At 69.1% G+C, this 24,598-nt stretch carries 22 protein-coding genes and 1 pseudogene; 11 read left to right on the top strand and 12 right to left on the bottom strand.

Going from position 1 to position 24,598, the window contains the following annotated elements; genetic code table 11:
• The 6 genes and pseudogenes from IEW13_RS03440 to IEW13_RS17730 form a co-directional block, all read left to right on the top strand.
• A pseudogene (locus IEW13_RS03440) lies at positions 1–477 on the top strand (hypothetical protein); the annotation flags it as partial.
• 97 nt (positions 478–574) lie between these two features.
• Positions 575–1,498 carry an ABC transporter permease gene (locus IEW13_RS03435; RefSeq protein WP_229744907.1) on the top strand — a complete coding sequence of 308 codons (924 nt, stop codon included), beginning with the start codon at positions 575–577 and terminating at the stop codon, positions 1,496–1,498.
• A complete protein-coding gene (locus tag IEW13_RS03430; protein ID WP_188549508.1) occupies positions 1,495–2,361 on the top strand; it encodes an ABC transporter permease in 867 nt (288 codons plus the stop codon). The genes IEW13_RS03435 and IEW13_RS03430 overlap by 4 nt, the downstream gene beginning before the upstream one ends.
• Positions 2,361–3,389 (top strand): ATP-binding cassette domain-containing protein, encoded by a 1,029-nt coding sequence (locus tag IEW13_RS17740; protein WP_308420794.1) that lies wholly within the window; start codon positions 2,361–2,363, stop codon positions 3,387–3,389. The genes IEW13_RS03430 and IEW13_RS17740 overlap by 1 nt, the downstream gene beginning before the upstream one ends.
• Positions 3,373–3,816 carry an ATP-binding cassette domain-containing protein gene (locus IEW13_RS17735; protein ID WP_308420795.1) on the top strand — a complete coding sequence of 148 codons (444 nt, stop codon included), beginning with the start codon at positions 3,373–3,375 and terminating at the stop codon, positions 3,814–3,816. Before IEW13_RS17740 ends, IEW13_RS17735 begins: the two co-directional genes overlap by 17 nt.
• Positions 3,817–3,841: 25 nt before the next feature.
• Positions 3,842–4,075 (top strand): ABC transporter ATP-binding protein, encoded by a 234-nt coding sequence (locus IEW13_RS17730; protein ID WP_308420793.1) that lies wholly within the window; start codon positions 3,842–3,844, stop codon positions 4,073–4,075.
• A 161-nt stretch (positions 4,076–4,236) separates the two neighbouring features.
• Here IEW13_RS17730 and IEW13_RS03420 read toward each other — a convergent pair whose 3' ends face one another.
• From IEW13_RS03420 to IEW13_RS03385, 8 genes are all read right to left on the bottom strand, one after another.
• On the bottom strand, positions 4,237–4,953 hold the full coding sequence (locus tag IEW13_RS03420) for a hypothetical protein (RefSeq protein ID WP_188549507.1): 717 nt from the start codon (positions 4,951–4,953) through the stop codon (positions 4,237–4,239).
• A 47-nt stretch (positions 4,954–5,000) separates the two neighbouring features.
• Positions 5,001–5,843 (bottom strand): PhzF family phenazine biosynthesis protein, encoded by an 843-nt coding sequence (locus tag IEW13_RS03415; RefSeq protein ID WP_188549506.1) that lies wholly within the window; start codon positions 5,841–5,843, stop codon positions 5,001–5,003.
• Between the two features lie 47 nt (positions 5,844–5,890).
• On the bottom strand, positions 5,891–6,646 hold the full coding sequence (locus IEW13_RS03410) for a FadR/GntR family transcriptional regulator (protein ID WP_188549505.1): 756 nt from the start codon (positions 6,644–6,646) through the stop codon (positions 5,891–5,893).
• 257 nt (positions 6,647–6,903) lie between these two features.
• Positions 6,904–8,337 (bottom strand): amidase, encoded by a 1,434-nt coding sequence (locus tag IEW13_RS03405; RefSeq protein WP_188549504.1) that lies wholly within the window; start codon positions 8,335–8,337, stop codon positions 6,904–6,906.
• Between the two features lie 380 nt (positions 8,338–8,717).
• On the bottom strand, positions 8,718–10,793 hold the full coding sequence (locus tag IEW13_RS03400; RefSeq protein ID WP_188549503.1) for a dipeptide ABC transporter ATP-binding protein: 2,076 nt from the start codon (positions 10,791–10,793) through the stop codon (positions 8,718–8,720).
• The gene (locus IEW13_RS03395; RefSeq protein WP_188549502.1) at positions 10,790–11,704 is read right to left on the bottom strand and encodes an ABC transporter permease; all 915 of its coding nucleotides are present in this window, start codon (positions 11,702–11,704) and stop codon (positions 10,790–10,792) included. Before IEW13_RS03395 ends, IEW13_RS03400 begins: the two co-directional genes overlap by 4 nt.
• Positions 11,701–12,648 carry an ABC transporter permease gene (locus tag IEW13_RS03390; protein ID WP_188549501.1) on the bottom strand — a complete coding sequence of 316 codons (948 nt, stop codon included), beginning with the start codon at positions 12,646–12,648 and terminating at the stop codon, positions 11,701–11,703. The genes IEW13_RS03395 and IEW13_RS03390 overlap by 4 nt, the downstream gene beginning before the upstream one ends.
• A 2-nt stretch (positions 12,649–12,650) precedes the next feature.
• Positions 12,651–14,171, bottom strand: a complete 1,521-nt coding sequence (locus IEW13_RS03385) for an ABC transporter substrate-binding protein (protein WP_188549500.1) — start codon at positions 14,169–14,171, stop codon at positions 12,651–12,653.
• A gap of 235 nt (positions 14,172–14,406) precedes the next feature.
• Here IEW13_RS03385 and IEW13_RS03380 point away from each other — a divergent pair, with 235 nt between their 5' ends.
• Complete coding sequence (locus tag IEW13_RS03380) at positions 14,407–15,774, top strand: short-chain fatty acid transporter (RefSeq protein ID WP_188549499.1); 1,368 nt, start codon at positions 14,407–14,409, stop codon at positions 15,772–15,774.
• A 31-nt stretch (positions 15,775–15,805) separates the two neighbouring features.
• Here the strand turns inward: IEW13_RS03380 and IEW13_RS03375 are convergent, their stop codons facing one another.
• Entirely contained in the window at positions 15,806–16,999 is a 1,194-nt protein-coding gene (locus tag IEW13_RS03375; RefSeq protein WP_188549498.1) for a PucR family transcriptional regulator, read from the bottom strand.
• A gap of 174 nt (positions 17,000–17,173) precedes the next feature.
• Here IEW13_RS03375 and IEW13_RS03370 point away from each other — a divergent pair, with 174 nt between their 5' ends.
• Genes IEW13_RS03370 through IEW13_RS03355 form a run of 4 tightly spaced genes read left to right on the top strand, consistent with a single transcriptional unit; the run spans position 17,174 to position 20,896 of the window.
• A complete protein-coding gene (locus IEW13_RS03370; protein ID WP_188549497.1) occupies positions 17,174–18,016 on the top strand; it encodes a DUF3100 domain-containing protein in 843 nt (280 codons plus the stop codon).
• The gene (locus tag IEW13_RS03365; RefSeq protein ID WP_188549496.1) at positions 18,013–18,513 is read left to right on the top strand and encodes a hypothetical protein; all 501 of its coding nucleotides are present in this window, start codon (positions 18,013–18,015) and stop codon (positions 18,511–18,513) included. The genes IEW13_RS03370 and IEW13_RS03365 overlap by 4 nt, the downstream gene beginning before the upstream one ends.
• Positions 18,510–19,397, top strand: coding sequence for an NAD(P)-dependent oxidoreductase (locus tag IEW13_RS03360; RefSeq protein ID WP_188549495.1), 888 nt, complete (start codon positions 18,510–18,512; stop codon positions 19,395–19,397). Before IEW13_RS03365 ends, IEW13_RS03360 begins: the two co-directional genes overlap by 4 nt.
• The gene (locus IEW13_RS03355) at positions 19,394–20,896 is read left to right on the top strand and encodes an aldehyde dehydrogenase family protein (protein WP_188549494.1); all 1,503 of its coding nucleotides are present in this window, start codon (positions 19,394–19,396) and stop codon (positions 20,894–20,896) included. The genes IEW13_RS03360 and IEW13_RS03355 overlap by 4 nt, the downstream gene beginning before the upstream one ends.
• Before the next feature lie 48 nt (positions 20,897–20,944).
• On the opposite strand, the gene IEW13_RS03350 is transcribed toward IEW13_RS03355, so the two are convergent.
• From IEW13_RS03350 to IEW13_RS03340, 3 genes are all read right to left on the bottom strand, one after another.
• Entirely contained in the window at positions 20,945–22,066 is a 1,122-nt protein-coding gene (locus IEW13_RS03350) for a hypothetical protein (RefSeq protein WP_188549493.1), read from the bottom strand.
• Positions 22,067–22,252: 186 nt separating this feature from the next.
• Complete coding sequence (locus IEW13_RS03345) at positions 22,253–23,398, bottom strand: C45 family autoproteolytic acyltransferase/hydrolase (protein ID WP_188549492.1); 1,146 nt, start codon at positions 23,396–23,398, stop codon at positions 22,253–22,255.
• A 190-nt stretch (positions 23,399–23,588) separates the two neighbouring features.
• Positions 23,589–24,521, bottom strand: coding sequence for an FCD domain-containing protein (locus IEW13_RS03340; RefSeq protein ID WP_188549491.1), 933 nt, complete (start codon positions 24,519–24,521; stop codon positions 23,589–23,591).
• Positions 24,522–24,598: the final 77 nt, after the last annotated feature.

Here is a 24,598-nt window from a genome sequence, read left to right as displayed (position 1 = left end):
GTCACACCAGTCTTCCTCCCGCTAAGGGCGGGCGCTAGTGCAACTCACATAACTACTGGACCGAATCTAGGGGGTCACTCCAAGCTGATCCCGCTGACGCAGACGGAGGGTTTCTCCGGCGCGTACTCCGCGCCGGATGAGAAGGAACTCAGCTTCGGTTACTGGGTCTGGCCGTCACCGAACATCCTCGACATCGTCTACCGTGCCCAACTGGGAGACGCCCGCAACGGCAACAACACGTCGTTCTTCAACGACCCCGAGATCGAGGAACAGATCCTTGACGCCCAGCGTGAACCGGACCCCGCTCTCCGGGAAGAGAAGTACGCCCAGCTGCAGCAGTGGTTCCAGGACGAGGCGATTGCCGTGGGGGTCTACAACTTCACCTACAACGTCGCCATCTCCCGGGACCTGCACGGTGTCTGGCAAGACCAGGGGAACGGCCTGCTCAATTTCAACGACGCCTACTTCGTGGAGTGATCCAATGTCTGTCTTGGCATCCGCCCCGGCAGTGCCTCCCCAGCAGTCGTCGGAAACTGATCGGCGAGGGCCTTTCCTGCTATCGGCCCGCCGAGTTTTGCTGCGGATCGGTTCGGCGCTGTTCGTGGTGTGGGGAACGGTCACCGTCACCTTCCTGGCGCTCGCCGCGCTGCCCGGCGACCGGGCCACTATCCTGTTGAACCTGCGGTCGGGGCAGACCATCGACCGCACCCCGGAAGAACTCGCGCCCATCAATGAGCAGTACGGCTTCAGCGACCCGCTCCTGGTGCAGTACGTGAACTACTTGCTGGGTCTGCTTCGCGGTGATCTGGGAGAATCCTACGAACTGCAGCGGCCCGTGACCGCCATCATCGGTGAGCAGATCGGACCGACCTTCACCCTGGCGATCACGGCGCTCCTCCTTGCGTGGATCATTACCGTCCCGTGGACGCTGCTCACCGCCGGTCGCGGTGCGCGGTTGCGTAGCGTGGGGTCTGCCATTGAGTCGGTGACGGCGGGGCTTCCCCAGTACTGGGCCGGGATCATGCTGTTGCTCATCTTCGCCATCGGGCTGGGATGGTTCCCCGTCATCGGCGGTGCTTCGGTTCATGGCACCGTGCTCCCCGCGCTCGCTCTGGCGGTACCGCTGGCAGGGTTCATCGGGCAGGCCACTCGCAGTGAATTCGACCGTGCGATGAGACAACCGTTCGTGCTCTCCGCCCGGACTCGCGGCATGAACGATCTGGGTGTACGGAGCCGCCACGTGCTGCGGCATGCGCTCATACCCGGAATCACCCTCTCAGGCTGGGCGATGGGGAGCCTCATATCCGGTGCGGTGCTGGTGGAGTCCGTGTTCGCCAGACCCGGGCTCGGTGCCGTCCTGGTGAATGCCGTCAGCACCATGGACTTCGCCCTGGTCTCAGGCATCGTGATCCTCATCAGCGCCTTCTACGTCGTTATCAATCTCATCGTCGACCTCGTGTACGTGGCGGTCGATCCGCGCCTGAGGGGGACCGTATGACCGTTGTCGCCAGCCTCACTCCAACTCCCGCCACGCGAAGCCGGTGGAGACTCTTCCGCCGGGTGCCGCTCAGCGTCGCCGTGGCAGGGTTGACGGTGCTGTTCTTTGCTGTCGCCGCTACGGCTCCTGGAGTACTGGCCACCCACGACCCGGTCTCGACCGACCTCGGCAGCGCGCTCCAAGGTCCTTCGCTCGGGCATTTGCTCGGTACCGATGACGCCGGTCGTGACCTCTATAGCAGGATCATCTGGGGTGCCCAGGAATCACTCCTGATCGGACTGGGGGCCATGTCGATCGCGCTCACAGGCGCCATCGTCCTCGGCTTCCTGGCGGGCCTCGGCCCCCGTTGGGTAGCGGAGCCGGTGAACCGTGTGCTGGAGGTCTTCCTGGCGTTCCCGACCCTGTTGCTGGCTCTGCTGCTGGTCTCCGTACTAGGTCCGTCCGCGGAGAGTCTCATCGTGGCTGTCGGGGTCGGGACAGCACCCGGTTACGCGCGGTTGGTGCGGGCTCAGGCTCTCAGCGTGAAGACCTCCGGCTACGTCGAGGCGGCACGCGCTCTGGGGCACTCAGTCCTGGCCATCTTCGCCCAGCACATCGCTCCCAATGCTTTCCGGCCGCTGGTGGCATTGGTCGCACTCGGCATCGGCCAGTCCGTGGTCTGGGCTTCGGGTCTTTCGTTCCTGGGGCTGGGCGTGGCACCGCCGTCCTCGGAATGGGGCGTGCTCCTGGATGCCAGCAAGACCAACATCACCGTCGCGTGGTGGCTCGGGGTATTTCCGGGCCTTGCGATCGTCCTGGTGGCACTTTCCTTCACCCAGATCGGCCGGTATATCCAAGACCAGTCAGAAGGAGTCGAGAACTGATGGTTGCCAGCACCGATATCGCCGTGGGCAATGATCTGCGCCTCCGCGTGCGTGGTCTCAACGTCTCCTTCCGCAGGAATGACGGTCCCCCTAGGCAGGTGGTCAAGGACGTCGGGTTCGATCTTCAACGTGGCGAATGCATCGCTCTGGTGGGTGAATCCGGCTCTGGGAAGAGCGTGACCGCCCGGACCCTTCTGGGCCTGGCGGGAGAGAACTCCATCGTCCAGGCGGAAGCGTTGGAACTCGACGACGAAACGCTGATCAACCGGTCTGATGCGTGGTGGCGCGGGGTGCGGGGCAGCAAGGTGGGGTTCATCTTGCAGGATGCGCTGGTGTCGCTCGACCCCCTGCGTCCGGTCGGCAAAGAAATCGCGGAGGCGGTCGCCCTGCACCGATCAATGGCGCGTTCGGCGCGGTGGGCCGCCGTTGTGGAGCTGCTGGAGCGGGTCGGTGTGCCCGAACCCGAGATCCGGGCGAAGCAACGGCCCGGGGAGCTGTCCGGTGGCCTGCGCCAGCGTGCTTTGATTGCGTCGGCGATCGCGCTCGATCCGGGGATTGTGATCGCTGACGAGCCGACCACCGCGCTGGACGTGACTGTGCAGGCGCAAGTGCTCGCAGTGCTGGAGCAGATGATTGCAGGCGGTACCAGCGTGATCTTGATCAGCCACGATCTGGCGGTGGTTTCCAGGGTCGCTGACCGCGTCCTGGTGATGAAGGGCGGCGAGATCGTGGAGGCCGGTGAGACTGAGCAGATCCTGCGCGCACCCCAACATGCTTACACCCGCCAGCTCATCGACGCTGTGCCCAGCGAGCACACCAAGGGAACGCGGCTCTCCCATGAAGGACGGGTCGCAGCCGCTGAGCTGTTCCCGGACCGCGCCGCGTCTGACGTGCAGGGGGACATTCCTCTGCTGGAAGCCCGGGGGGGTCACCAAGAGCTTCCGCGGGCCGGACAAGGTCCGGCGCACCGTCGTCAACGAGGTCTCGTTCCAGCTCAAGCACGGCGAGACACTGGGCGTCGTCGGTGAATCCGGTTCCGGGAAGAGCACGCTGGCACGGATTGCGCTGTGCCTTGAGACCCCGGATCAAGGGGAGGTGACCTTCAAAGGCAAGCCATGGTCCGCAGCGCCTGCCGGTGTGCGCCGTTCGATCCGGCGACGCATCGCGGTGGTATATCAGGACCCGCTCAGCTCGTTCGATCCTCGCTGGCGGATCTCCAGGATTCTGACCGACGCGATCCGCCTGGGCGACCCCGCGAATGCCGGGCGGGCGCGTGAACGTGCCGTGGAACTGCTCGAAGCCGTCGGCCTGGGCCGGGTGCATCTGGACGCCTGGCCATTGCGGATGTCCGGGGGTCAGCGGCAGCGGGTGGCCATTGCCCGGGCTCTGGCGACCAATCCCGAGGTGATCGTCCTCGATGAGGCGGTCTCGGCGCTCGATGTCTCCGNTCGATGAGGCGGTCTCGGCGCTCGATGTCTCCGTGCAGGCGCAGATCCTGGATATCCTCGCCGATCTCCAGCAGCAGCTGGGTGTCAGTTATCTGTTCATTTCTCATGACCTGGGCGTTATTCACCACATCAGCGACCGTGTCCTTGTGATGCAGAACGGTCTCGCCGTCGAACAAGGCGATGCGGACGCGATCTTCTCCAACCCGCGCGAACCGTATACCCGGAAGCTGCTGGAATCCCTGCCACGACTGGAGCTGCGCGTATGACGGTTGATGAGCAGGGCCTATCGGCGGCTGGCAGGCGGTAAATCCTGCCATGGCGGTGCTCATCGTCAAGCTCGGTTACGACGTGTGGGTGGAGAACCTCCGGCCCTGAGGGGACTGCGACCCTCCAGCGCCTCGACGGGTTTCGTCGAGGACGAAGCGGTTTAGGGGCGTTCTTCCGCAAGCGCCTCGAACCGCTCCAGCGCACGGTGGCCGGACAGCTCTTCACGTGCGGCAGACGTGCTCCGGTAGTGCTCGAGGAAATCAGCCAGAGTCGCCGGTGAGATGCGGAGCAGACCGCAGGGAATGCTCAGCGGGCTGGCCCGGGGACTGACCAGGATCACGCTGTTCCGGCCCGCTGGCCGCCAGACGCTCACGACATCGGCCCAGGCGACGGTGCGCCGGCGCGTGAACGTCTGGTACGCGATGAGTTCGGGCGTGAGAAGGAGACCTCCGCCGCGCATGCGGTGATGGACAATCGTCGCGATGGCTGGGATGCCTACGGCGACGAACAGGCCGAGGACGATGGCAAAGCCAAACGAGCCGGTGAAGCCCGCGGCTCTCCCGGCCGGTTCCATCCAGGTGAGGACGAGACCGATGACCGCCATGAAGCATGTCGCTGTCAGGAGCGCCAGGACGACGGTGATGCCCCCGGAGTTGTTGAGCCCCACGCCCCCGTCCCGGGGCCTCGATTGCAGCCGCCGGCTGCCCGCGGAGACGAACAGGGGGAGCGCGACGGCAATCCAGACCGTGAACAGCAGGAAGCACGTTGCGAGCAGCCAGCTGAACGGCCCGTCCTGGAAAAGGACATAAGCGGCGAATGCCGTGATGGCGGCGCACACGACGGCGATCATGCCCACGCGGATGCGCAGCCATCTCATGGTGGACTTGCCGTGGTCCGCTGGCTGAAGCGAAGACGGTCGCACAGTCAGGCCAAGGTGACCGTGCCGGTGACGCCGATGACGGTGTCGCCACCGACCCAGAGGCCGTCCTCTTCCTGGCTGATGTGGATGCGGCCGCGCCTGCCGAGGCGGGTTCCCTGCTGTGCCGTGTAGCTACCGGGCACGATCCTGGCGCCGATCAGCCACTGGGCCAGGCCGGCGTTGAGGCTGCCGGTCACGGGGTCCTCCGGCACACCCAGTCCGCCGACGAACGCCCGGACCTCCAGCAGGGGCTCACCCGCAGCGGGCTCAGGGTAGGGGCCGGCCACGCCGACGGCGCGGACCGGCATCGCCGGCTGGTCCGGTTCGATCCCGAGGACGGTCTCGGCGGAGTCGACGAGCACACCGAGCCAGCCGGGACCGTTGTCGATCCACTCGATACCCCGGACTTGCCCGGGGTCCAGCCCCAGCGCGGCGCTCACCTGCGTGGCCAGCGGCTCATCGACGGACCCGGAACGCCGCAGCGGTGGCGCGGCGAATGCCAGCCGCTCACCCGCGTGACGCACCTGGGCCAGGCCGACCCCGCACTCCTGCACGATGATCTCCGGGTGCGTGGGCGCCCCGCCGGCATGCAGCCAGGCCCGCGCCGAACCCAGGGTCGGATGACCGGCGAAAGGCAGCTCCCCGCCGGGGGTGAAGATCCGCAACCGGTAGTCCGCGCGCTCGTCCGTGGGCGGCAGCAGGAACGTCGTCTCCGAGAGGTTCGTCCACCGGGCGAAGGCGGCCAGCGCCTCGTCGTCCAGACCTTCGGCGTTGTGCACCACCGCCACGGGATTGCCCAGCATGAGACGGTCGGTGAAGACATCAACCTGAGTGAACGGTCGTCCCATCATGCTCCTTATGTCATCACGGCTGGTCCGGCATACCAGCCGGTTCCTCAGCCCAGCTGGTCGGCACCGGCCGCGAGGGGCGCCAGCGCCACCCGCTCATCCTCATCGAGGTCGTCCGCGTAGTACAAGTACAGGCCGGTGACCACGGCGGTGGCGGCGCGCTCGCTGTCGCCGTCCTCCAGGGCGGTGAGCACCTGCCGGCCCCAGTGCGCGCTCACCTGCAGCCGGGCGCGGCGGTCGGCGCTGCGGGCCAGGACGTCCTCGGCGAGGGAACGCATCGTGGTGGCGAACACCTGCCCGCACATCTGCAGCAGCGGGTTGTGCGCCCCGGAGCGCACCGCCGCGAGGAACTCGTCCGATTCGCGGCCGAATCCCTCAGCCCGCTCGGTGGCGCGCTGCAGCGCGTCGTGCGCGGCGCGGATCCGCACCAGGTCCTCCTCGGTGCGGACGCGGGCGGCCAGGCGGGTGGCCGTGCCCTCCAGCATGAGGCGGAACTGCAGCAGCTGAGCCCGCGAGGCGCCGCCATGCGCGGAGAGACGGTGGAGCGACTTCTGCAGCACGGTGGTGGAGTACGGCAGGATCACCGGCCCGCGGGGGTCCCCGGCGGTGGACTCGACGATCCCGGTGGCCTGGAGCACCCGCATCGCCTCCCGGATGGTCGGCCGGGACACCCCGAACTCCTCCATCAGCTGGCGCTCGCCGGGGAGGCGGTCGCCCGGCCCGAGCCGCCCCTCGGCGATGGCGGTCTCCACCTGGTTCACGATCGCCGCATGGGCGTCGGTCCGGCCGACCGTCCTGAACATCGTGGCTCCTCACCTGGCTCGTGACCCGGCAATGCCGGGTTCTCGATTCTATCGCCGCGTGAGGGCGATCACGTCGGGAGCGCAGGAAGCAGTGCGATCGAAGGCCGACTCGCGCTGCGTCACTCCCGCCGCCCCGCCGGTGTCAGTCCCGCCGCCCCGCCGGTGTCAGTCCCGCCGCCCCGCCGGTGTCAGTCCCGCCGCCCCGCCGGTGTCAGTCCCGCCGCCCCGCCGGTGTCAGTCCCGCCGCCCCGCCGGTGTCAGTCCCGCCGCCCGCCCCATGGCCACGCCGGGACGGCGGAGGAGGGGCGGGCCTGCTCATACCAGCGGGCCAGCCGCAGCACCTGAACGTCCTGGAAGCGGTGACCGGCGATCTGCAGGCCGATCGGCCTGCCGGACTCGTCGAACCCGGCGTTGACGGTGGCGGCCGGCTGCTCGGACAGGTTGTACGGCAGCGTGTAGCCGATGTGCTCCAGCGCCGTGTCGGGATCGTTCGTCGGTGCGTGCCACTCCGCCGGGGCGGCACCATTGGGTGCAACGGGGGAGAGCACCGCGTCGAAGCCGTGCGTCGCGGCGTGCGTGGCTGCCCGCAGCCGCACCGTCCCGTGATACGCCTCCATCGCCTCTATGCCGCTCATATCCGCCGCGCCCAGCGTCCACTCCCGGATGTAGGGCAGCACCTTGGCCCGGCGGTCCCGCGGCAGCGCCTTGATGTCGGCCCAGGAACGCAACCGCAGGAACCGGTCCACCAGGGTCAGCAGCTCCTGGGAGCAGAACGGCTCGATCCGCTCGACCGTGGCGCCCGCCTGGGCGAACACCGCGGCGGCAGCCTCCACGGCCGCGGCGATGGCGGGCTCGGTGGGAAGTCCGCCGCCGGCATCCACATGGACGCCGATGCGCACCCCCCGCAGATCTTCGTCCCGCAGCGGACGCTCCCAGACGGATGCCCAGTCCTGCTCGCTCGTGGTGTGCGTGTAATCCCTGCCCTGCGCGTCGGGCTGGGCGAACACCGCCATGGACAGCGCCACATCCTCGACCGAGCGGGCCAGCGGTCCGATCACCCGGCCCAGGTAGGGTGGGTCGACCGGGATGATCGACCAGGTGGGCTTCAGCGAGGCCAGCGCCGTCCAGCCTGCCGGGAGCCGTACGGAACCGCCGATGTCGCTGCCGGCGTGCAGCGGACCGAAGCCGGCAGCGGCAGCAGTGGCGGACCCGGAGCTCGATCCGCCGGAGGTCCAGGCGGGGTTCCAGGGATTGCGGGTGATGCCGTGCAGGCTGGAGACCCCGGCGGACAGCATGCCGTAGTCCGGCATCGTCGTCTTGCCCAGCCGGACGCCACCGGCACGTTTCACATGAACCGCCACCGGACCGTCTTCGGTGTGCGGCGGATTGTCCGCCAGCGCCGCGGTGCCCGAGGGCGTCGGGGTCCCGGCGGTGGCGATGTTCTCCTTCAGGGTGATCGGCACGCCGTCGATGATTCCCTCCGGGCGGCCCTCGGCCCAGCGACGCGCGCTGGCCGCGGCCTGCGTCCGGGCGACCTCCGGCTCACGCACGTAGAAGGCACTCAGCTCCGGTTCACCGGCGTCGATCAGCGCCTCGACGTCCTGCAGCACCTCGACGGGCGTGAACCGCCGCTCGCGGTATCCCGCCAGCAGCTCGGTAGCGGTCAGCGCGGCGAGTCCCGGATCGGACATCGGCGTCTCCTTCTCTCGTTGTTCGGTTCTGTCGTCCGCCTGTCACCTGCGCGGACGCGGGCCTGTCATCTGCGCGGACGCGGGCATCGTCTGCCGGGCTGGATCACCGCAGCCGGGCTACCGGGGCCGCGAAACCCCCGAAGCCGTGACGCCCGGTCCAGCGGCGGGAGACCGACAGTTTCCGGCGGCCAGGCCTGTTCCGTTCTGGGCCGGTCGGTCACTGCTGCCGCCTCTCCCGCGAAACCCACCGCTGTTTGAGAAAACCACCCGTGATTGGCGGTGGATTTTCGAAACGGCGGTGGCTTTTCGTTCCGATCCGGCTGATCGAAGCACTCGATCCGCCCCGGCACAGCCGGCCCGTTCGTTCCGCGCCGGCTGACTCAGGCGCCGTGGAGCACCTCCGCCAGGTTCGGCGTGGCGTCGATCAGCTTCCTGGTGAACTCGTGGCGCGGATCGGAGTAGACCTCCTCCGTGGGCCCGGCCTCGACGATCCGTCCGGCCGACATCACCATCACGCGGTCGCAGATGTGCCGGACGACGCTCATGTCGTGTGAGATGAACAGCAGGGTCAGGTTGTTCTCCCGGGCCAGCTCCGCGATGAGGTCCAGCACCTGCCCGCGCACGGACACGTCCAGGGCGGACACAGGCTCGTCGGCCACCAGGATCTTCGGCCGGGTCACCAGGGCGCGGGCGATGCCGATGCGCTGCCGCTGACCGCCGGAGAACTGGTGCGGGAACCGGTCGAGGGCATCGGCGCCCAGACCCACGGAGGACAACGCCTCGGCGGCCCGCTCGGCGGCCTCGGCCTTGGGGACGCCGATCAGCGGTTCCGCCACGATCTGCCGCACCCGCATCCGGGGGTCCAGTGAGGCCATCGGGTCCTGGAACACGATCGACACCTGCTCGCGGATGCGATGCAGGTCCTTCCGCCCGGCCTCACGGCCCTCGGCGTCGCGCAGGGTGATCCCGGCGATCTCGATCTCGCCCGACGTCGGGGTGTCTAGTGCGCAGATCTGCCGGATGAGCGTGGACTTGCCGGAGCCGGACTCGCCGACCAGGCCGACTTGCTGGCCAGGGGCGATGTCGAAGGAGACGTCGTCCAGGCCCTTGACCTCGCGGGAGGTCCGGGCCGAGGACAGGACGCCGCGCCGGTAGAGCCGTGAGACGCCGCGGGCCCGGATGAGGGGCTGCTCTGCCTGGTTGTAGATCCGCTCACCGGTGACCTCGTCACCGTCCCAGCGATGCTCCGGCCCCGTGCCCGGCGCCGCCGGGGCGGCTGCAGGAGCGGACGCGGCGCGAACTCCCGCGACGGGCGTCTGCCGGGGTGTCGCGACCCGGTCGTGAACCTCGTCCGCCGATGTGTCACGTCCGGCCGCGGCGCTGGCCGTACCCGAGGTCGTCGCCGCAGTGCCCGCACCGCCGGTGCTCGTCGCGGTCACCGGCGGGGCCGTACCCGCGGTGTCCCCGGCACTGCCGGACCGCGCGCCCGATGCCGCATCGCCGAGCACCTCGCCGCTGAGATCGGAGGCCTCCAGCAGGGCACGGGTATAGGGATGCCGCTGCGCGGTGAACACCTCGCGCACCGGTCCGGACTCGACGATCTCGCCGTCCTTCATCACCGCCACCCGGTCGGTGATCGAGCCGACCACCGCCAGATCGTGGCTGATGAACAGCAGCGAGGAGCCGCGCTCGCGGACCAGTTGCGCCATCAGCTCCAGAACCTGCGCCTGCACTGTGACGTCCAGGGCGGTGGTCGGTTCATCGGCGATCAGCACCGCCGGATCGTTCGCCAGCGCGATGGCCAGCACGACGCGCTGGCGCTGGCCGCCGGAGAGCTGGTGCGGGTAGGACCGGGAGATCCGTGGCGGGTCCGGCAGCCGCACCTGATCGAGCAGCTCAACGGCCTTCCGGTGGGCTGCGGCCCGGCCGCTGACGGTACCATGCACGAGCATCGTCTCGGCCACCTGATCGCCCACCCGCATGAGCGGGTTGAGGGCCGTCATGGGCTCCTGGAACACCATCGAGGCGACAGTGCCGCGCAGTTTGCCGAACCGGGCCTCGGAGGCGCCGATGAGGTTCTCGCTGCCGGCGATCGTGATCTCACCGCTGACGGACAGCTGCTCGTCCAGCAGACCCAGTACCGAGAACGCGGTGAGGGACTTACCCGAACCGGACTCGCCGATCAGGCCGACCCGCTCACCCGGGGCGATCTCCAGGTCGATGCCGTGCACGAGCTCTCCGGCCGGGCCGGCGACCCGCAGATCCCGGATCCGCACCGCGGGCTGCCCGCCGGCCTCGCCGGGCGAGCCCGCCTTTGCGGCGGCACCGGAACCGGGGCCGGGATCTGAAGTACCGGCTGACCGAGGCGCATCGGTGCGTCCTGCACCGGCGGGCCCGTTCCCAGCGGCCGAGCCGGGCCGCGGCGGGGTGTTCTCTGCAGGGTTCTCGGGGCTCATCGGCGGCCCTCCATCCTGGGGTCGAAGCGGTCACGCAGGCCGTCACCGAGCAGGTTGAGGCCGAGCACGGTGATGCCGATCGCGATGCCGGGCCACACCACGAGCATCGGGTGGTCGTACAGGTAGCTCTGGCTCTCCTGAAGCAGGCGGCCCCAGGACGGCGTCGGCGGCTCGGTGCCGAAGCCCAGGTAGGACAGCGCCGCCTCGGCCAGCACCGCGATCGCGAAGGCGACCGAGGCCTGGACGATCAGCAGCCCGGAGATGTTCGGCAGCACGTGCCGGACGGCGATGTACAGCGGGGTCCGGTTGGCGGCGCGGGCCGCGGTGACGTACTCCCGCCCCACCACCTGAAGCGCGCCAGCCCGGGCGACCCGCGCGAACGACGGCGCGGCGGCCAAGCCGAGCGCGGCGACCGCGGTCCAGGTGCCGGCGCCGAAGGCCGCCCCGAACACGATCACCAGCAGCAGCGCCGGGAAGGCGAGGGCGACATCGGCGATGCGCATGATGAAGGCGTCGATCCGTCTGCCGCCCATGGCCGCCGCGATGCCGGCGGGGACACCTAGCACGGCGGCGACGGCGACGGCGGTGAGCCCGATCAGCAGGGTCAGCCGCGCTCCGTACATCAGGATGCTCAGCACATCGCGGCCGTAGCGGTCGGTGCCGAGGAGATACTCGGCGCTGGAGGGCTGGAGCCGGTCGTCGACGTTGACCGGGATCGGATCGTGGGGGGTCCAGATCAGCGAGAGGAGCGCCGCCAGCACCACGAGCGCGACGAGGGAGCCGCCGATGACGATGCTCGGCTCCAGCCGGCGCCTGGGCCGGGCGGTGGCCCTGCCGGTGCCCGGGCTGTCCGTGGTCGCTGTGGTCCCGCCGGTCTGCTGGTTCGACGGCGTGGGGGTCGTCGGGCTCATGCGCGCTCCCGGAGTCTCGGGTCGATGATGGTGTAGAGGATGTCCACGATCAGGTTGATCAGCAGCACCGCCAGCACCAGGACCATGACGATGGCCTGGACGGACTGCATATCGCGGGTGTCGATCTTCATCAGCAGCAGATCGCCGAGGCCGTTGATCACGAAGACCCGCTCGATCACGACGGCGCCGATCAGGACCACGGTCAGCTGGACCGCGGAGACCGTCAGGACCGGGATCGCGGCATTGCGCAGCCCGTGCTTCATGAGCGCCCGGTTCGGGGAGAGCCCCTTGGCGCGGGCCGTGCGCAGGTAGTCCTCGCGCTTGACGTCCAGCACGCTGGAGCGCACGTAGCGGGCCAGCACGGCGCCCTGGACCAGCCCCAGGGACAAGGCCGGCAGCGCCAGATGCCGCAGCAGATCTCCTAAGCCGTCGCCGGGCCGGACCCAGCCGCCGGAGGGGAACCAGCGCAGATGCACGGCGAACACGGTGATCAGCAGGATGCCGGCCAGGAACGCCGGCACCGCGACGCCGAGCTGTGACAGACCGGAGAAGAACGCCCCGTCGGGCTTGTTGTGGCGGATGGCGGCGACGATGCCCAGCGGCACCGCCACGATCAACGCCACGCCCATACCCGCGCCGACGAGCAGCAGCGTGGTGCCCAGGCGGGGTGCCAGTTCGTCGATGACCGGCTGCTGGGTGACGGCGGAGACGCCGAAGTCCCCGGTGGCCAGTCCCATGATCCACTCCGCGTAGCGGGCGGGCGCCGGCTGGTCAAGGCCCATGGCCTCGCGCTGGGCTTCCAGCGCCTCGGGTGTGGCGGAGGTCCCCAGCGCCACCTCCGCGGGGTCGCCCGGGACCACGGAGAGCAGAGTGAAGACCACCACGGAGGCGGCCAGCGCGGTCAGCAGGAAGACGCCCAGCTGCCGGAGGATGCGGATCACCATGTTCAGCTCCCGTCCTGACCGGTGTTCTGGTCTGTCGTGCGGCGCATCTGGGTCATGTCGTAGGACTCCCCGGCCAGATTGGGCATCACGCCTTCGATGTCCGCGCGGGACACCGTCAGCCACGGGGTCAGGTAGAGGAAGTGGGCTGCGGCGTCATCCGAGACGAGGTTGGCGTACTCGCGCATGAGCGGGACGTAGTCGTCCGGGTCGCCGGTGCGCGCCCGGTTCAGGATCTCGTCGGCCTCGGGGTTCTGGTACCCGTAGACGAAGTCCGGATTGGAGAACTGGACGACGTCCTTCGGCTCGACCACGTTGATCACGGTGATGTCGAAGTCGTGGCCGGAGAACACCTGGGCGAGCCACACCGCGGGGAATTCCAGGGTCTCGGTGCGCACGTCCAGGCCGACGTCGCGCAGCTGCGAGGCGACGACCTGCGCGGTGGTCTGGTAGACCGGCAGGCTGGGCACCTTGAAGTCGATGACCAGGTCCTCGGCTCCTGCTTCGGCCAGGAGTTCCCGGGCCCGGTCCGGATCGTAGGGGTAGGGGTCGGGCCGGTCGTCGTACCAGGGGTCGGTGGGCGGGACGAGGCTGTTCAGCGGCGCGCCGTACCCTTCGGCGGCGACTTCCCGGACGGCGTCACCGTCCACCGCGTGCCGGAGCGCCTGCCGCACCCGGAGATCGTCGAAGGGCTCCCGGCGCATGTTGATCGGCATGACCATCTCGCCGTTGGTGGTGCCCTCGTGGACGACGAAGGCCGGATCGTCCTCGAACTGGCTCAGCAGTTCCGGGCTCTGAAGGGCGAGGCCGACATCGGCGCCGCCGGAGAGCAGGGCGTTCGTCTGCGCGGTCATATCCGCGTAGTAATCCAGGGTGAGCCGTTCGGCCGGTGGTTCGCCGCCCCAGTAGTCGTCGTTCGCGACCATGCGCAGCGTGGTGCCCGGCGTGTAGGACTCCACCGTGTAGGGACCGGTGCCGATGGCAGTCGAGGCGAGCTCGCCCTCGGTGCCCGGTTTGAACACCGTGCCGCCGGGTCCGGCGAGGTTGTCCAGCAGCATATTGTCCGGTGCGCTCAGGTGGACGTTGACGGTGTGGTCGTCCACGATCGCGGTGGACTCGATGACGCTGAGCAGTCCGCCGGGCGCGGTGGTCCACTCGTCCAGCCGGTCCAGGCTGTACTTCACCGCGCGGGCGTCCATGGGCGTGCCGTCGGAGAAGGTGACGCCCTGGCGCAGGTACATGGTGTAGGTGAGCCGGTCCTCGGAGATGACGTAGTCCTCGGCCAGGAGAGGCTGAAGCTCGCCGTTGGCGTCCAGTTTGAACAGCGACTCGTACACGTTGTACAGCAGCGCCTGCGGGATGGCCGCGCCGGAGGAGGAGGTGTAGTCGAGGTTCACCGGTGAGGCGCCCAGCGCCACGGTGATCTCGCCCTCCGCCGACTGCGATTCAGGCGTGCCGACGGCGCAGCCGCTGATCAGGACCGCCGTGAGGGCGGCCGCGATCAGCGCGCGGGGGCGTGGTCTCATCGGGGTTCTCCTAGGAGGGGCGAAGTCTCGATGGCGGCAGCTTCGCGGCTCGTCGTCGTGACAGTCGTGACGGTGGAAAGATTGTGAGCCATGTTACTGGTCTAGCCAGTAGCGCGCCAGCATATTCTCACGATCCGGTCCTGAAGGCGGGATCGTCCATTACGATTGGCGCGTATCGAACCGTCCGTGCACGGACCGCGCCGACGCGGCCCGTCTTCTCTCGTGAGGAACGTCAATGGCGACTCCCGCACCGGAACGCGAGACCTCCGCGGTGGCCCGGGCCATGCGCCCGGTCAACCGCGTCGTCGAACGCTTCATCCCGTCCGCTCTTGTCTTCGCCATCGTGCTCACCTTCGTGGTGGCGCTGCTGTCCCTGCTGCTCACCGATGCCGGGCCCGTCGACGTGGTCCGCGAGTGGGGCGACGGCCTGGCCGGCCTGCTGGCGTTCATCACGCAGATGGCGCTGATCCTGCTGCTGGGGCACATCCTGGCCAATACCGGCCCGGTCCGTACGCTGCTGCGCCGTCTGGCGCTGGTGCCGAAGACGCCGATGCAGGCCTATCTCTTCGTCTTCGTCGTCGCCGCCGCGGCTTCTCTCATCACCTGGGGACTGGGTCTGGTCGTCGGTGCCCTGCTGGCCCGCGAGGTCGCGTACCAGGGGCGCGAGCGGGGCCTGCGGCTGCACTTCCCGATGCTGGTGGCCTCGGCGTTCGCCGGTTTCGTGGTGTGGCACATGGGCTACTCCGGTTCCGGCCCGCTGACCGCGGCGACGCCGGACTCCTTCGTCGCCGAATACCTGGGCGATCCGCTGCCGGTGTCCCAGACCATCTTCGCAGGCTGGAACCTGATCGCCATCGTCGTGGCGGTGGTGGTCGTCGGCCTGGCGCTGTTCCTGGTCGCACCGCGCTCGGCGGACTCGATCGTGGAACTGCAGCAGGACGCCCGCGAGCAGGACGCGCCGGCCGAGGCGACCGTCGAGACGCCGGCGGACAGGATCGACGCCAGCCGCATCGTCACGCTGCTGCCCGGCCTGATGCTGGTGGCCTATCTGGCGATCCACTTCTCCGGCGGCGGCTCGCTCACACTGGACATCGTCAACTGGTCCTTCCTGGCGCTCATCTTCCTCCTGGTGAAGAACCCGTTCGAGCTGATCGAGCTGACCAAGCGCGCCGCCTCCAATGTCGGCGAGATCCTGCTGCAGTTCCCGTTGTACGCCGGGATCCTGGGGATCATGGCCGGCACGGGCCTGATCGAGATCTTCTCCGACGCTTTCGTCTCGATCTCCAATGCGCAGACCTTCGGCGTGCTGGCGTTCCTCGCCGCCGGCCTGGTCAACTTCTTCGTCCCCTCCGGCGGCGGGCAGATAGCGGTGCAGGCCCCGATCATGCTGCAGGCGGCCGACCAGCTGGGCGTGGACCCCGCGATCCCGATCATGGCGGTGGCCTACGGCGATCAGTGGACCAATATGATCCAGCCGTTCTGGGCGCTCCCGCTGCTGGCCATCGCCGGCCTGAGGATGCGGGACATCCTCGGATACACCACCGTCGTGCTGATCGCCTCGGGCCTGGTGTTCGCCGGGACGCTCTTCCTCGTCTCGCTGTAAGCCGGGACGAGCCGGGCCTAGAGCCGGCCAGCTAGCGGGACTCCAGGGCCCGCAGCGGGCGGCGGGCCCAGCGACGCGCCTTGAGCGCGAAGTGCAGCTCCAGCCGGACGTCCTGGTGCAGGGGATCGGCGCCGATGATCCGCTCGATGCGGGCGAGCCGGTTGTACAGCGTGGCCCGGTGCAGATGCAGGGCCGCGGCCAGTTCGGCTTTCGGCCGGGAGGAGTCGTAGACGGCTTCGAGGGTGCGTATCAGGGTGTCCGCGCCGGGAACGGCCAGGAGCGCGCCCAGCCGGCCGTCCGGGAGCTGCGGCGGATCCGGCATCATCGCCAGGTACCGGTAGATCCCGATCCGGTCCCAGTCCGCCGCGACCAGCGGGTCCACCGCCTGCGCCTGCGCCGCGGCCAGTGCCTGCCGGAACGCCCGGGAGGGCCGGTCCCCGGAGCTGAAGTCGGCGCTCACACCCAGGGCGACGCGGTCGACCGAAAGCTCGGTGCGCACCTGGGCCCGAATGGCCTCTTGCAGCCGGGCAAGCTGCGTACCCCGGGCGCGGGCGGCGATCGCCAGCACCCCGTGGTCGGCATCGGCGCCGCCCAGGAACGGCAGCCGCAGGTTCGCCGTGACGGACAGCAGCACCTGCGTGAGGATGCGCTGCCGGACATGGGCGACCGGCCAGGCCTCATCGGGGCCGGCCGGGACCATCACCAGCACGGCGTAGGGTTCCCCGATCCGTTCGGAGACACTCGTGTGCGCGGCATTCGCATCGTGGATCAGGGCGTCGATGAACCCGGCGTCGATGGCACGGCCCAGCGCGAGGGCGAGCCGGTCGCCGTGCAGATAGGCGGCGAGCTGGCGGAAATGCGTGCTCAGCTCCGGCACGATCCCGGCGGGCTGTTCCAGATCGTCGTCGTAGTCGTCCGCCTGCACCCAGAGCGTCCCGACGCGGTAGCGGCCGTGGAAGAGCGGGATCCCCAGCCGCGCGAAGAAGCTGGCTTCGCGATCGGCCGGCAGCTGGAACGGCTGCGAGTGCTGGGCTGCGACCGCCTGGCGCTGGCGGACGTCGTCCAGCGGGAACTTCATCAGCACCTGATGAGTGCGCGCACGGTCCGTGGAAGGGGACACGGTGGTGTATGCCAGCAGCCGGTTCTCCGGGTCGTCCAGGACGACGTTCCGGCCGAGCTTGCGCGCGATGGTGTCGACGATCTCGTCCACGAACCGCTCGGTCACGTCTCCCGTCCCGATACCCACCTCGACAGATGTCGCATCTGCTGAGTGTAACTGGCGTCACATGGCTGATTCCAATGGGTGCGAAGCCTCCATACATTGGCTCAAAGGCCTGCGGGCGTCTCGTGACGAGACGAGCCAACCGCTGCCGATCCGACATCTGTAGAAGGGTCCGTCATGACATCAGTGAGAGATGTGGGAGCCGCCTGGCGTCTGTACGTCGCGGCCGCCGTCCTCGTGCTGGTGGCGCAGCTCATCGGGATCCAGCAACTGGATCTGGGCGTCGGCGTCATCATGTTCCTGCCGCTGCTCTACGCCTTCGTGCTGGGGCTGGTGCTCAACCCCAGCATCGTGGGCCGGTTCCAGCCGTTCCTGAAGTCCCGTGAGGTCGCGGCGGCCTCACCGCTCATCGTGGTGGCGATCATGCCGTTCATCGCGAAGTTCGGCACCACCATCGGCCCCGATATCGAGCAGATCATCGCCGCCGGGCCGGCGCTGCTGCTGCAGGAGCTCGGCAATCTGGGCACCGTCATCCTGGCCTTCCCGCTGGCGGTCTGGCTGCTGAAGCTCGGACGCGAGTCCGTGGGCGCGACGTTCTCCGTCGCCCGGGAGCCCAGCATCGCCATCGTCGCCGAACGGTACGGCCTCAAGAGCCCTGAGGGCACCGGCGTCCTGGCGGTGTACGTCGTGGGCACGCTGTTCGGCACCATCCTCTACTCGGTCATGGCCTCGTTCATCGCCTCGACCGGCGTCTTCGACATCCGCGCCCTCGCCATGGCGTGCGGGGTGGGCAGCGGTTCCATGATGGCGGCATGCTCGGGATCGCTGGCCGCAGCGGTCCCGGAGATGGAGAGCACCATCCTGGCCTTCGCCGGGTCGTCGAACTTGCTCACCTATGCCACCGGCATGTACCTCTCACTCTTCGTCGCGCTGCCGGCGGTCGAATGGATGTACCGCCGATGGGGCCGGCCCGAGGCCACTCCCGCATCCGCCGGAGCGTCGACTGGAGGAGACCGATGAGCACTGCACCGACCCCCGCACTGCAGCCGGGAGCGCGCACGCCGGACAAGCTGCCGCTCGGCGTGGAACTCATCGCACTCGCAGTGGTCCTGCCGATGGGCTGGCTCGCACAGCTGATCGCCACAGACCTCAGCCCGGGCCGGGCGGCGCTGGGCATGCTGGTCCTGGCGGCCATCGCCGTCCTGGGCATCCTGATCGCCCGCCCCACGGCAAGGCTGCGGCTTCCGGCCGTCGCCTGGGTCTCGGTGGTGGGCATCCTGGCCAGCATCCCGGCCTTCCCCTGGGGCGGGTTCGTGGTGGAGATGGTCGGCGAGATCGACTTCCTGGCACTGTCCGTGCCCTGCCTCGCCTTCGCAGGCCTGGCGATCACCACGCGCGAGCTGGACATCGTGAAGCGATCCGGCTGGAAACTGCTCATCGTGGGCGTCTTCGTCCTGATCGGCACGTTCCTCGGCTCGGCGGTCGTGGCCCATCTGACCCTGGGATTGATGGGATGAGCCGGTCTGATGGGCTGAGCCGGCCGGAGCAGATCGTCGCGGTGGTCGGGCTGGGCAATATGGGACGTGGCATCGCCGGCACGCTGGTGCGTGCGGGCATCCGGACGCTCGGCGTCGATCCCGCCGCGTCAGTGGACGTGGTTCCCGGCGCAGAGCTCGTGGACCTGGAGACGGCCGTGCACCGTGCCGGCACCCTGGTCCTCTCGCTGCCGGGGTCCTCCGTCGTGGAACGGGTACTCGCCGATGCCGGCCTCACCGTCCCGGGCCGGCCCCGCCGCCTGGTCGTGGATACCTCGACCGCGGACCCGCTGGTCACCCGGCGCCTGGCCGCGGTGCTGGCCGATGCCGGGCACGCTCTGGTCGATGCGCCGGTCAGCGGCGGGCCAAGCGGTGCCGCAGCAGGGCAGCTCACGGTCTTCCTCGGCGGGGAGCACACCGCCGTCGAGCAAGCCCATCCGGTCCTGAGGGTCCTTGCCGGAAAGGTGACGCACGTCGGCGGTCCCGGCGCCGGAGCCGTGGCGAAGCTGGTCAACAACATGCTGTGCGCCGTGCACCTTCAGATCACCGGGGAAGCGTTGGGCCTCGTCGAGGCGGCCGGCCTCGACCCGGAGAAGGTGTTCGCGGCGGTCAACGGCGCCAGTGGCCGCAGCGCCGTCACCGAGGTCAACCTGCCCCGTTGGATTCTCAGCGGCACCTTCGACAGCGGCTTCCCGATGGGTCTGATGGCACGTGACATCTCGCTGGCGGTGGACACCGGCCGGGACCTCGGCGCGGAACTCCCGCTGGCAGCGCACTCGGCCGGGACCTGGCAGGAGCGCAGTGCCGGCGACCCGGGCGCGGATTTCAATCTGATGGCACGACCGACGACAGGAGAACGGATTTGACCACGGCGACCCGAACGGCACTGGACCTGCTGCGCGCCCATCTGGGCGGCGAGCCGGCGCCGACCGTCATCGACGGGCAGCCCCGGCCCGGTGAGGGTACGGAGATCACGCTGGAGAACCCCGCCGATGGTTCCGTGCTGCTGCGCTACCGCGACGCCGGCGCGGGGCGGGCCGCCGAGGCCGTGGCGGCCGCCGTCCGGGGAGCCTCCGCCTGGCAGGCGATGACCCACTCGGACCGGGGCCGGATCCTGTTCCGGCTCGGCGGCGCGGTCCGGGAGGCGCTGGAGGACCTGGCGCTGATGGAGTCGGTGACCGCGGGCAAGCCGCTGCGCGACGCGAGAGCAGAGGTCACCAAGGTGGCCGAGATGTTCGAGTACTACGCCGGCTGGGCGGACAAGCAGCACGGCGAGGTGATTCCCGTGCCCACGAGCCACCTGAACTACACGCAGCGGGTCCCCTACGGCGTGGTCCTGGCGATCACACCGTGGAACGCGCCGCTGTTCACGGCCGGCTGGCAGGCAGCTCCGGCGCTCGCGGCCGGCAACGCCATCGTGATCAAACCCTCGGAGCTGACGCCGCTGACCACGGCCGTCCTGGCGAAGCTCGCGGTCGAGGCCGGGGTGCCGGAGGGGACGCTGACTGTGGTCGGCGGACTCGGCGCCAGCACGGGAGACGCCCTGGTCCGGGATGCCCGCGTGCGCAAGGTGGTCTTCATCGGCTCACCTCGTACCGGACGGGCCGTCGCGGTCGCCGCGGCCGAGACGCTGAAGCCGTGCGTGCTTGAGCTGGGCGGGAAATCCGCGAACATCGTCTTCGACGACGCGGACATGCGCCGTGCCGTGGGCGGGGCCGCCGCCGCGGTGTTCTCCGGGGCCGGGCAGAGCTGCGTGGCCGGTTCGCGCCTGCTGGTGCAGCGTTCACGCTACGACGAGTTCGTCGGCGAGCTCTCCGAGTTCGCCTCCCGGCTGCGGGTGGGAGCGCCCTGGGACGAGGACACGCAGATCGGACCGGTCCAGAACCGGGCGCAGCTGGGACGCATCGGCGAGATGGTCGAGGCGGCGGTGCGGGCCGGCGCGGGCCTGACCACGGGCGGCGCGGTTCCCGGCGCCGAGGGCTTCTACTTCCGGCCCACGGTGCTGCGGGACGTCGGCAACGCCGATGAGGTGGCCCGCAAAGAGATCTTCGGCCCGGTGCTCGCCGCGATCCCGTTCGAGGACGAGGCCGATGCGGTGCGGATCGCCAACGATTCGGACTTCGGTCTGGCCGGCGCGGTCTGGACCGCCGATGCCGGCCGGGCGCATCGCGTCGCCGGCGCCCTGCGGGCCGGGACCGTCTGGATCAACTCGTACAAGACGATCAGCGTCATGTCGCCGTTCGGTGGCTTCGAGGAGAGCGGTTACGGCCGTTCCAGCGGGCTGGACGGTCTGCGGGAGTACAGCGAGCCGCGTTCCGTGTGGGTGGAGACCGCGGCGGAGGCGCCCCTCGCCTTCGGCTACTGAGCCGCGGACCGCACCTTGTCTCGCGCCAGCGTGCCGCCAGGCGTGGCGTCAGTTCTGCTCCAAGCCGGCGTCGCGCGGCGCCACCAGGACGGCGCCGTCCAGGACGGTCACCTCGGCACCGAGGAAGAACTCGACCGGGGCCTCGAAATCGCGTTCCTCACCGGTGACGATGTCCCGTTCCCGGCCCCGGACCTCGGCAGTGCCGCTGGTGGCCGGCATCGCCAGGCGTTCCTCGCTGCGGCCGAGGGTGACGCGTGGCGGCTCGGTCACTTCCCAGTGGACCTCGTCGAGAATCTCGTTGTCGGTCCGGTACTGGAACGGGCAGCCGGCCGGGGCGAGCGTGGTGCCCTGGGCGCAGGTCTCCAGGAAGATGCCGAGCTGTCGCTCGACCTCGCGTGTCAGGGACTCGGTGGGTTCGGCGGTCAGGCGCAGGGACGCGGTCTCACCCGGCTGGATCACGGCGCTGCGCTCAGCCTGCGCGGTGAACCACGCGGAGTCGAAGTCCACCAGGTACGACACGGGGAACAGCACCTCGATGGGATCGCCCTCGACGCTCACCAGCTGCTCGTTCACCTGGGCGGTGGGGCTACCGTCGACGGAGATGTCCAGGGTCGGGAGCGCCTCGACGTCGATCTGCCATTGCTCGTAGGGCAGCCATCCGGTGTCTGCCCGGCGCAGGGGCAGGGTGAGGCTGTGCGTGGCCGAATCGAGCAGGAAGCTCGCGGTGACCTCCGCGGTGCCGTCTTCGTGGCGGACGGTGTCCTCGATGCGGATCGCGGACGGCAGGGAAGCGGCGGCGGCGAGAACTTCCTCGCTCAGCAGCGTCGATTCCGGATCGGCGGTCAGGCCTAGCAGAGCGAGAGCGTCATCAGCGTCCTGTTTGGCGACCGCCTCCAGATACGCCTTGACCGTCCGCTCGGGGGTGTAGAGCAGGATGTTCGTGAGGGGGATGCTCACCCCGGCCAGGACCAGCAGCGCGGCGGTGAGGAAGAGCCCGTGCGGCCACCAGCGCGGGCCGGGGCGCTCGACGCGGAAATCGTCGGCGGGCAGATGCGGCAGCCGATCCTGCCCGGCCAGCGACGAAGGGGTGGCCGGCCGACCATGTCCCGATGGCCGCGGAGGCGCGGCCGGCTCATGTCCGGACGCGCCGTGCTCCTGCCGCCCGGCCATACCCCTGCTCCCTCGTGGCGTGCGATGTTCTTCCAGTTCAATCGTACGGCCAGGGGGCGTGTGGCCGCTCCGAGGGAACGGCACCGGTGAGGCGCCTGCGGTGGTCGCGAACGCACTGACGCCGCGGACCGGCCCGGGATTTTCCGGGGTCACGGCGACCGCGGCGTCAGCGCTCGGAACTGCGGATCAGGCAGGCACGCGGTCCGCCGACTCGTACAGGTTCCACGGAAGTGTCTTGAATGTGCGCTCATTCGGCAGGCCGTCCGAGAGCAGATATTCGCCGGTGGTCAGATCCACGATGGTCGCCGCGACGGTCTGCCACTGTTTGGTCGCCGGCAGCGTGGCATCGGGCATCGCGCATACGGAGTTGGGTGCGAAGTCCGCATTGCCCAGCGCAGCGGCGATTGCTCGCCGGGTCTGTTCCCCGTCGGCTGTCTTCAGCACGCGCTTCAGCTCCCGGCGGACGATCGGGACCCGGTAGAGCGAGCTCATCGACATCGGGATGTATGGTCCGTCCTGACCGGTGGGAATGTGAGCCTCATGGTGGTTTCCGTGCACGAGGATGCCGTCTCCATCCGGATAGAGCCAGCCGGTCCGCTCGCCCGGGGTGGTCTCCAGGGAGATCGCGGTGCCCTCCCGCGTGGCCAGAAGGTAGTTCGCGCCGACCTGCTGGGGTGCGTGGAACACCCGCCTGAGCGCCTCGCTGATGTTCGAGGCCTGGAGCACGCGTCGGCGTACGAAGGGCTGCGGGACGCCGAAACCCTTGAAGCCGTAGCGTCCGCCCAGACCGTTCACCTGCAGGGCGATCCCGGCAGAGTTGGCGCCGTGACGCCCCACCTGGCCAGCCTCGATCTGCATGACGATGTCCGGATCCCCTTCGCCGCGGATCCGCAGCATGATGATGGAGTCCATCGCACCGCACAGGTAGTCCCAGTTCTGGCCGGCGTAGACGTGCCCGTCGCCGGAGCCTTCCGGCATGACGGCGTATGTGGTGCATTCGCCGCCGACGAGGTCCGCGAACTTCTTGTCGTAGACGATCTCACCGCGGGCGTTGATCGCCATCAGCTCCAGGAAGTCGCGATCTGCGCCCTCGGCGACTGCCCGCAGCTCCTCCACGAGATCCGGGGCGTACTCGGTGGCGCGATCCACCCAGTGTTCCGCGAGCTTGACGATCTGGTCCCACTCCAGTCCGGAGGAGTCCTTGAAGGCTTCCTTGTAGAAGCGTATCGACGCGTCGATCTGCTCACCCGCCTGGCGACCGTACTGGAGGCCGCGCTCGCGGGGGCCGCCGCTGATGTCGATGGTGGGGATCTCGAGTGCCTGCTCTGCCATAGTGGTGAACCTCTCCTGTGCTGCTGGCCTCCATGCCGAGTGGTTTGGTAGTTGTAGTATACATATGCACTCACGTAGCGACGCAAGAGGGCGACGTCGCCTCACAGGGTGTGTTTCAAGTGGTGAGACAGGCGCAGGGGTCGCGAAAAAGGCCCGGGGAGCCAATGCGGCCGCGAGTCCCGCGACGCGATCAGATCAGGGACAACCGGATGCGGCGCGCTGTCTCCAGGTGCTGGGTGATGATGGCGATGGCCGAGTCCGCGTCGCGGGCCTCGATGGCATCCACGAGGGCGTCGTGCTCGTCCAGGGATTCGATCCAGCGCCCTGGCGCGTCGAGCGTCGTACCGGACCACACGTCGAGGCGATCGGTCAGCTGCCGCAGGAGAGTGCCGAGCGTCCTGTCCCGGGCGGCATCGTAGACGGATTCGTGGAACCGGCTGTTGGCGATCTTCGCCTCCACGCTGCCGGCCTGGTCCAGAGGCATGCGCCGCATGACCTCGTTCATCGAGCGCATCGTATGCAGGTCCGCATCCGTGCGGCGCTCGGCCGCGCGCTTGGCCAGCGCGGAATGCAGCAGGATGTGCGCGTCGTAGAGCTCGTTCACCTGCGTCTTCGTCTGTTTCGGCGTCGTGATCCCCCGGTGATCCCGCACCACGATCCCGCTCTGCTCCAGCATCCGCACCGCCTCGCGAACGGGGGTGCGACTGACGCCGAAGATCCCCGCCAGCTGGGACTCGGTCACATGGGTCTCGTGGCCGAGCGAACCGGTGACGATCATCTCCCGCAGTTCTGTATAGAGCGCATGCGCGCTCATCCCGCGTTTCCGCTCTCCGCCCCGGTTGTCGTCCCGGCTGGCCGGTACCGGCGGTTCAGTGTGCCCGGTGACGGATCGCAGCTCTTCGCGGAAGTCGCGCATGCCCGTGTATCCGAGCTTCTGGATCGTCCGGATCACGCTGGCGTCGCTGGTATCCGTCTCCTTGCCGATGGCGCTGGCAGAGGAGAACGCCGCCTTCTCGGGATGCGTGTGGATGTAGTCGATGATGCGCTGCTCAGCGGAGCCCTTCCGAGGGGAGAACCGGTGCATGCGTTCGGCGAACGACGTCCGCCACTCCGCTGTGCTCATTCTTGTGCCTCCCGCCGCCAGGTCTCGGCCACTCATCGTAGCCCACCCCTGGCGGAGGCCCCCGCCCGTCGTCATAT

The sequence above is a fragment of the Sediminivirga luteola genome (assembly GCF_014639315.1).
In the GTDB taxonomy this organism is placed as follows: Bacteria; Actinomycetota; Actinomycetes; order Actinomycetales; family Brevibacteriaceae; genus Sediminivirga; species Sediminivirga luteola.
The sequence above is the reverse complement of the archived record's forward strand: the minus strand, read 5'-3'. Positions and strand labels throughout refer to the sequence as shown.

What these genes read in the sequence shown, in the direction of transcription:
- IEW13_RS03340 (WP_188549491.1), bottom strand. Translation starts at nt 24,521, where the DNA reads ATGAGCACAGCGGAGTGGCGGACGTCGTTCGCCGAACGCATGCACCGG.
- IEW13_RS03350 (WP_188549493.1), bottom strand. Translation starts at nt 22,066, where the DNA reads ATGGCCGGGCGGCAGGAGCACGGCGCGTCCGGACATGAGCCGGCCGCG.
- IEW13_RS03400 (WP_188549503.1), bottom strand. Translation starts at nt 10,793, where the DNA reads ATGAGCCCCGAGAACCCTGCAGAGAACACCCCGCCGCGGCCCGGCTCG.
- IEW13_RS03385 (WP_188549500.1), bottom strand. Translation starts at nt 14,171, where the DNA reads ATGAGACCACGCCCCCGCGCGCTGATCGCGGCCGCCCTCACGGCGGTC.
- IEW13_RS03415 (WP_188549506.1), bottom strand. Translation starts at nt 5,843, where the DNA reads ATGGGACGACCGTTCACTCAGGTTGATGTCTTCACCGACCGTCTCATG.
- IEW13_RS03405 (WP_188549504.1), bottom strand. Translation starts at nt 8,337, where the DNA reads ATGTCCGATCCGGGACTCGCCGCGCTGACCGCTACCGAGCTGCTGGCG.
- IEW13_RS03380 (WP_188549499.1), top strand. Translation starts at nt 14,407, where the DNA reads ATGGCGACTCCCGCACCGGAACGCGAGACCTCCGCGGTGGCCCGGGCC.
- IEW13_RS17740 (WP_308420794.1), top strand. Translation starts at nt 2,361, where the DNA reads ATGGTTGCCAGCACCGATATCGCCGTGGGCAATGATCTGCGCCTCCGC.
- IEW13_RS03345 (WP_188549492.1), bottom strand. Translation starts at nt 23,398, where the DNA reads ATGGCAGAGCAGGCACTCGAGATCCCCACCATCGACATCAGCGGCGGC.
- IEW13_RS03390 (WP_188549501.1), bottom strand. Translation starts at nt 12,648, where the DNA reads ATGGTGATCCGCATCCTCCGGCAGCTGGGCGTCTTCCTGCTGACCGCG.
- IEW13_RS03430 (WP_188549508.1), top strand. Translation starts at nt 1,495, where the DNA reads ATGACCGTTGTCGCCAGCCTCACTCCAACTCCCGCCACGCGAAGCCGG.
- IEW13_RS03410 (WP_188549505.1), bottom strand. Translation starts at nt 6,646, where the DNA reads ATGTTCAGGACGGTCGGCCGGACCGACGCCCATGCGGCGATCGTGAAC.
- IEW13_RS03365 (WP_188549496.1), top strand. Translation starts at nt 18,013, where the DNA reads ATGAGCACTGCACCGACCCCCGCACTGCAGCCGGGAGCGCGCACGCCG.
- IEW13_RS03420 (WP_188549507.1), bottom strand. Translation starts at nt 4,953, where the DNA reads ATGAGATGGCTGCGCATCCGCGTGGGCATGATCGCCGTCGTGTGCGCC.
- IEW13_RS03360 (WP_188549495.1), top strand. Translation starts at nt 18,510, where the DNA reads ATGAGCCGGTCTGATGGGCTGAGCCGGCCGGAGCAGATCGTCGCGGTG.
- IEW13_RS03370 (WP_188549497.1), top strand. Translation starts at nt 17,174, where the DNA reads ATGACATCAGTGAGAGATGTGGGAGCCGCCTGGCGTCTGTACGTCGCG.
- IEW13_RS03395 (WP_188549502.1), bottom strand. Translation starts at nt 11,704, where the DNA reads ATGAGCCCGACGACCCCCACGCCGTCGAACCAGCAGACCGGCGGGACC.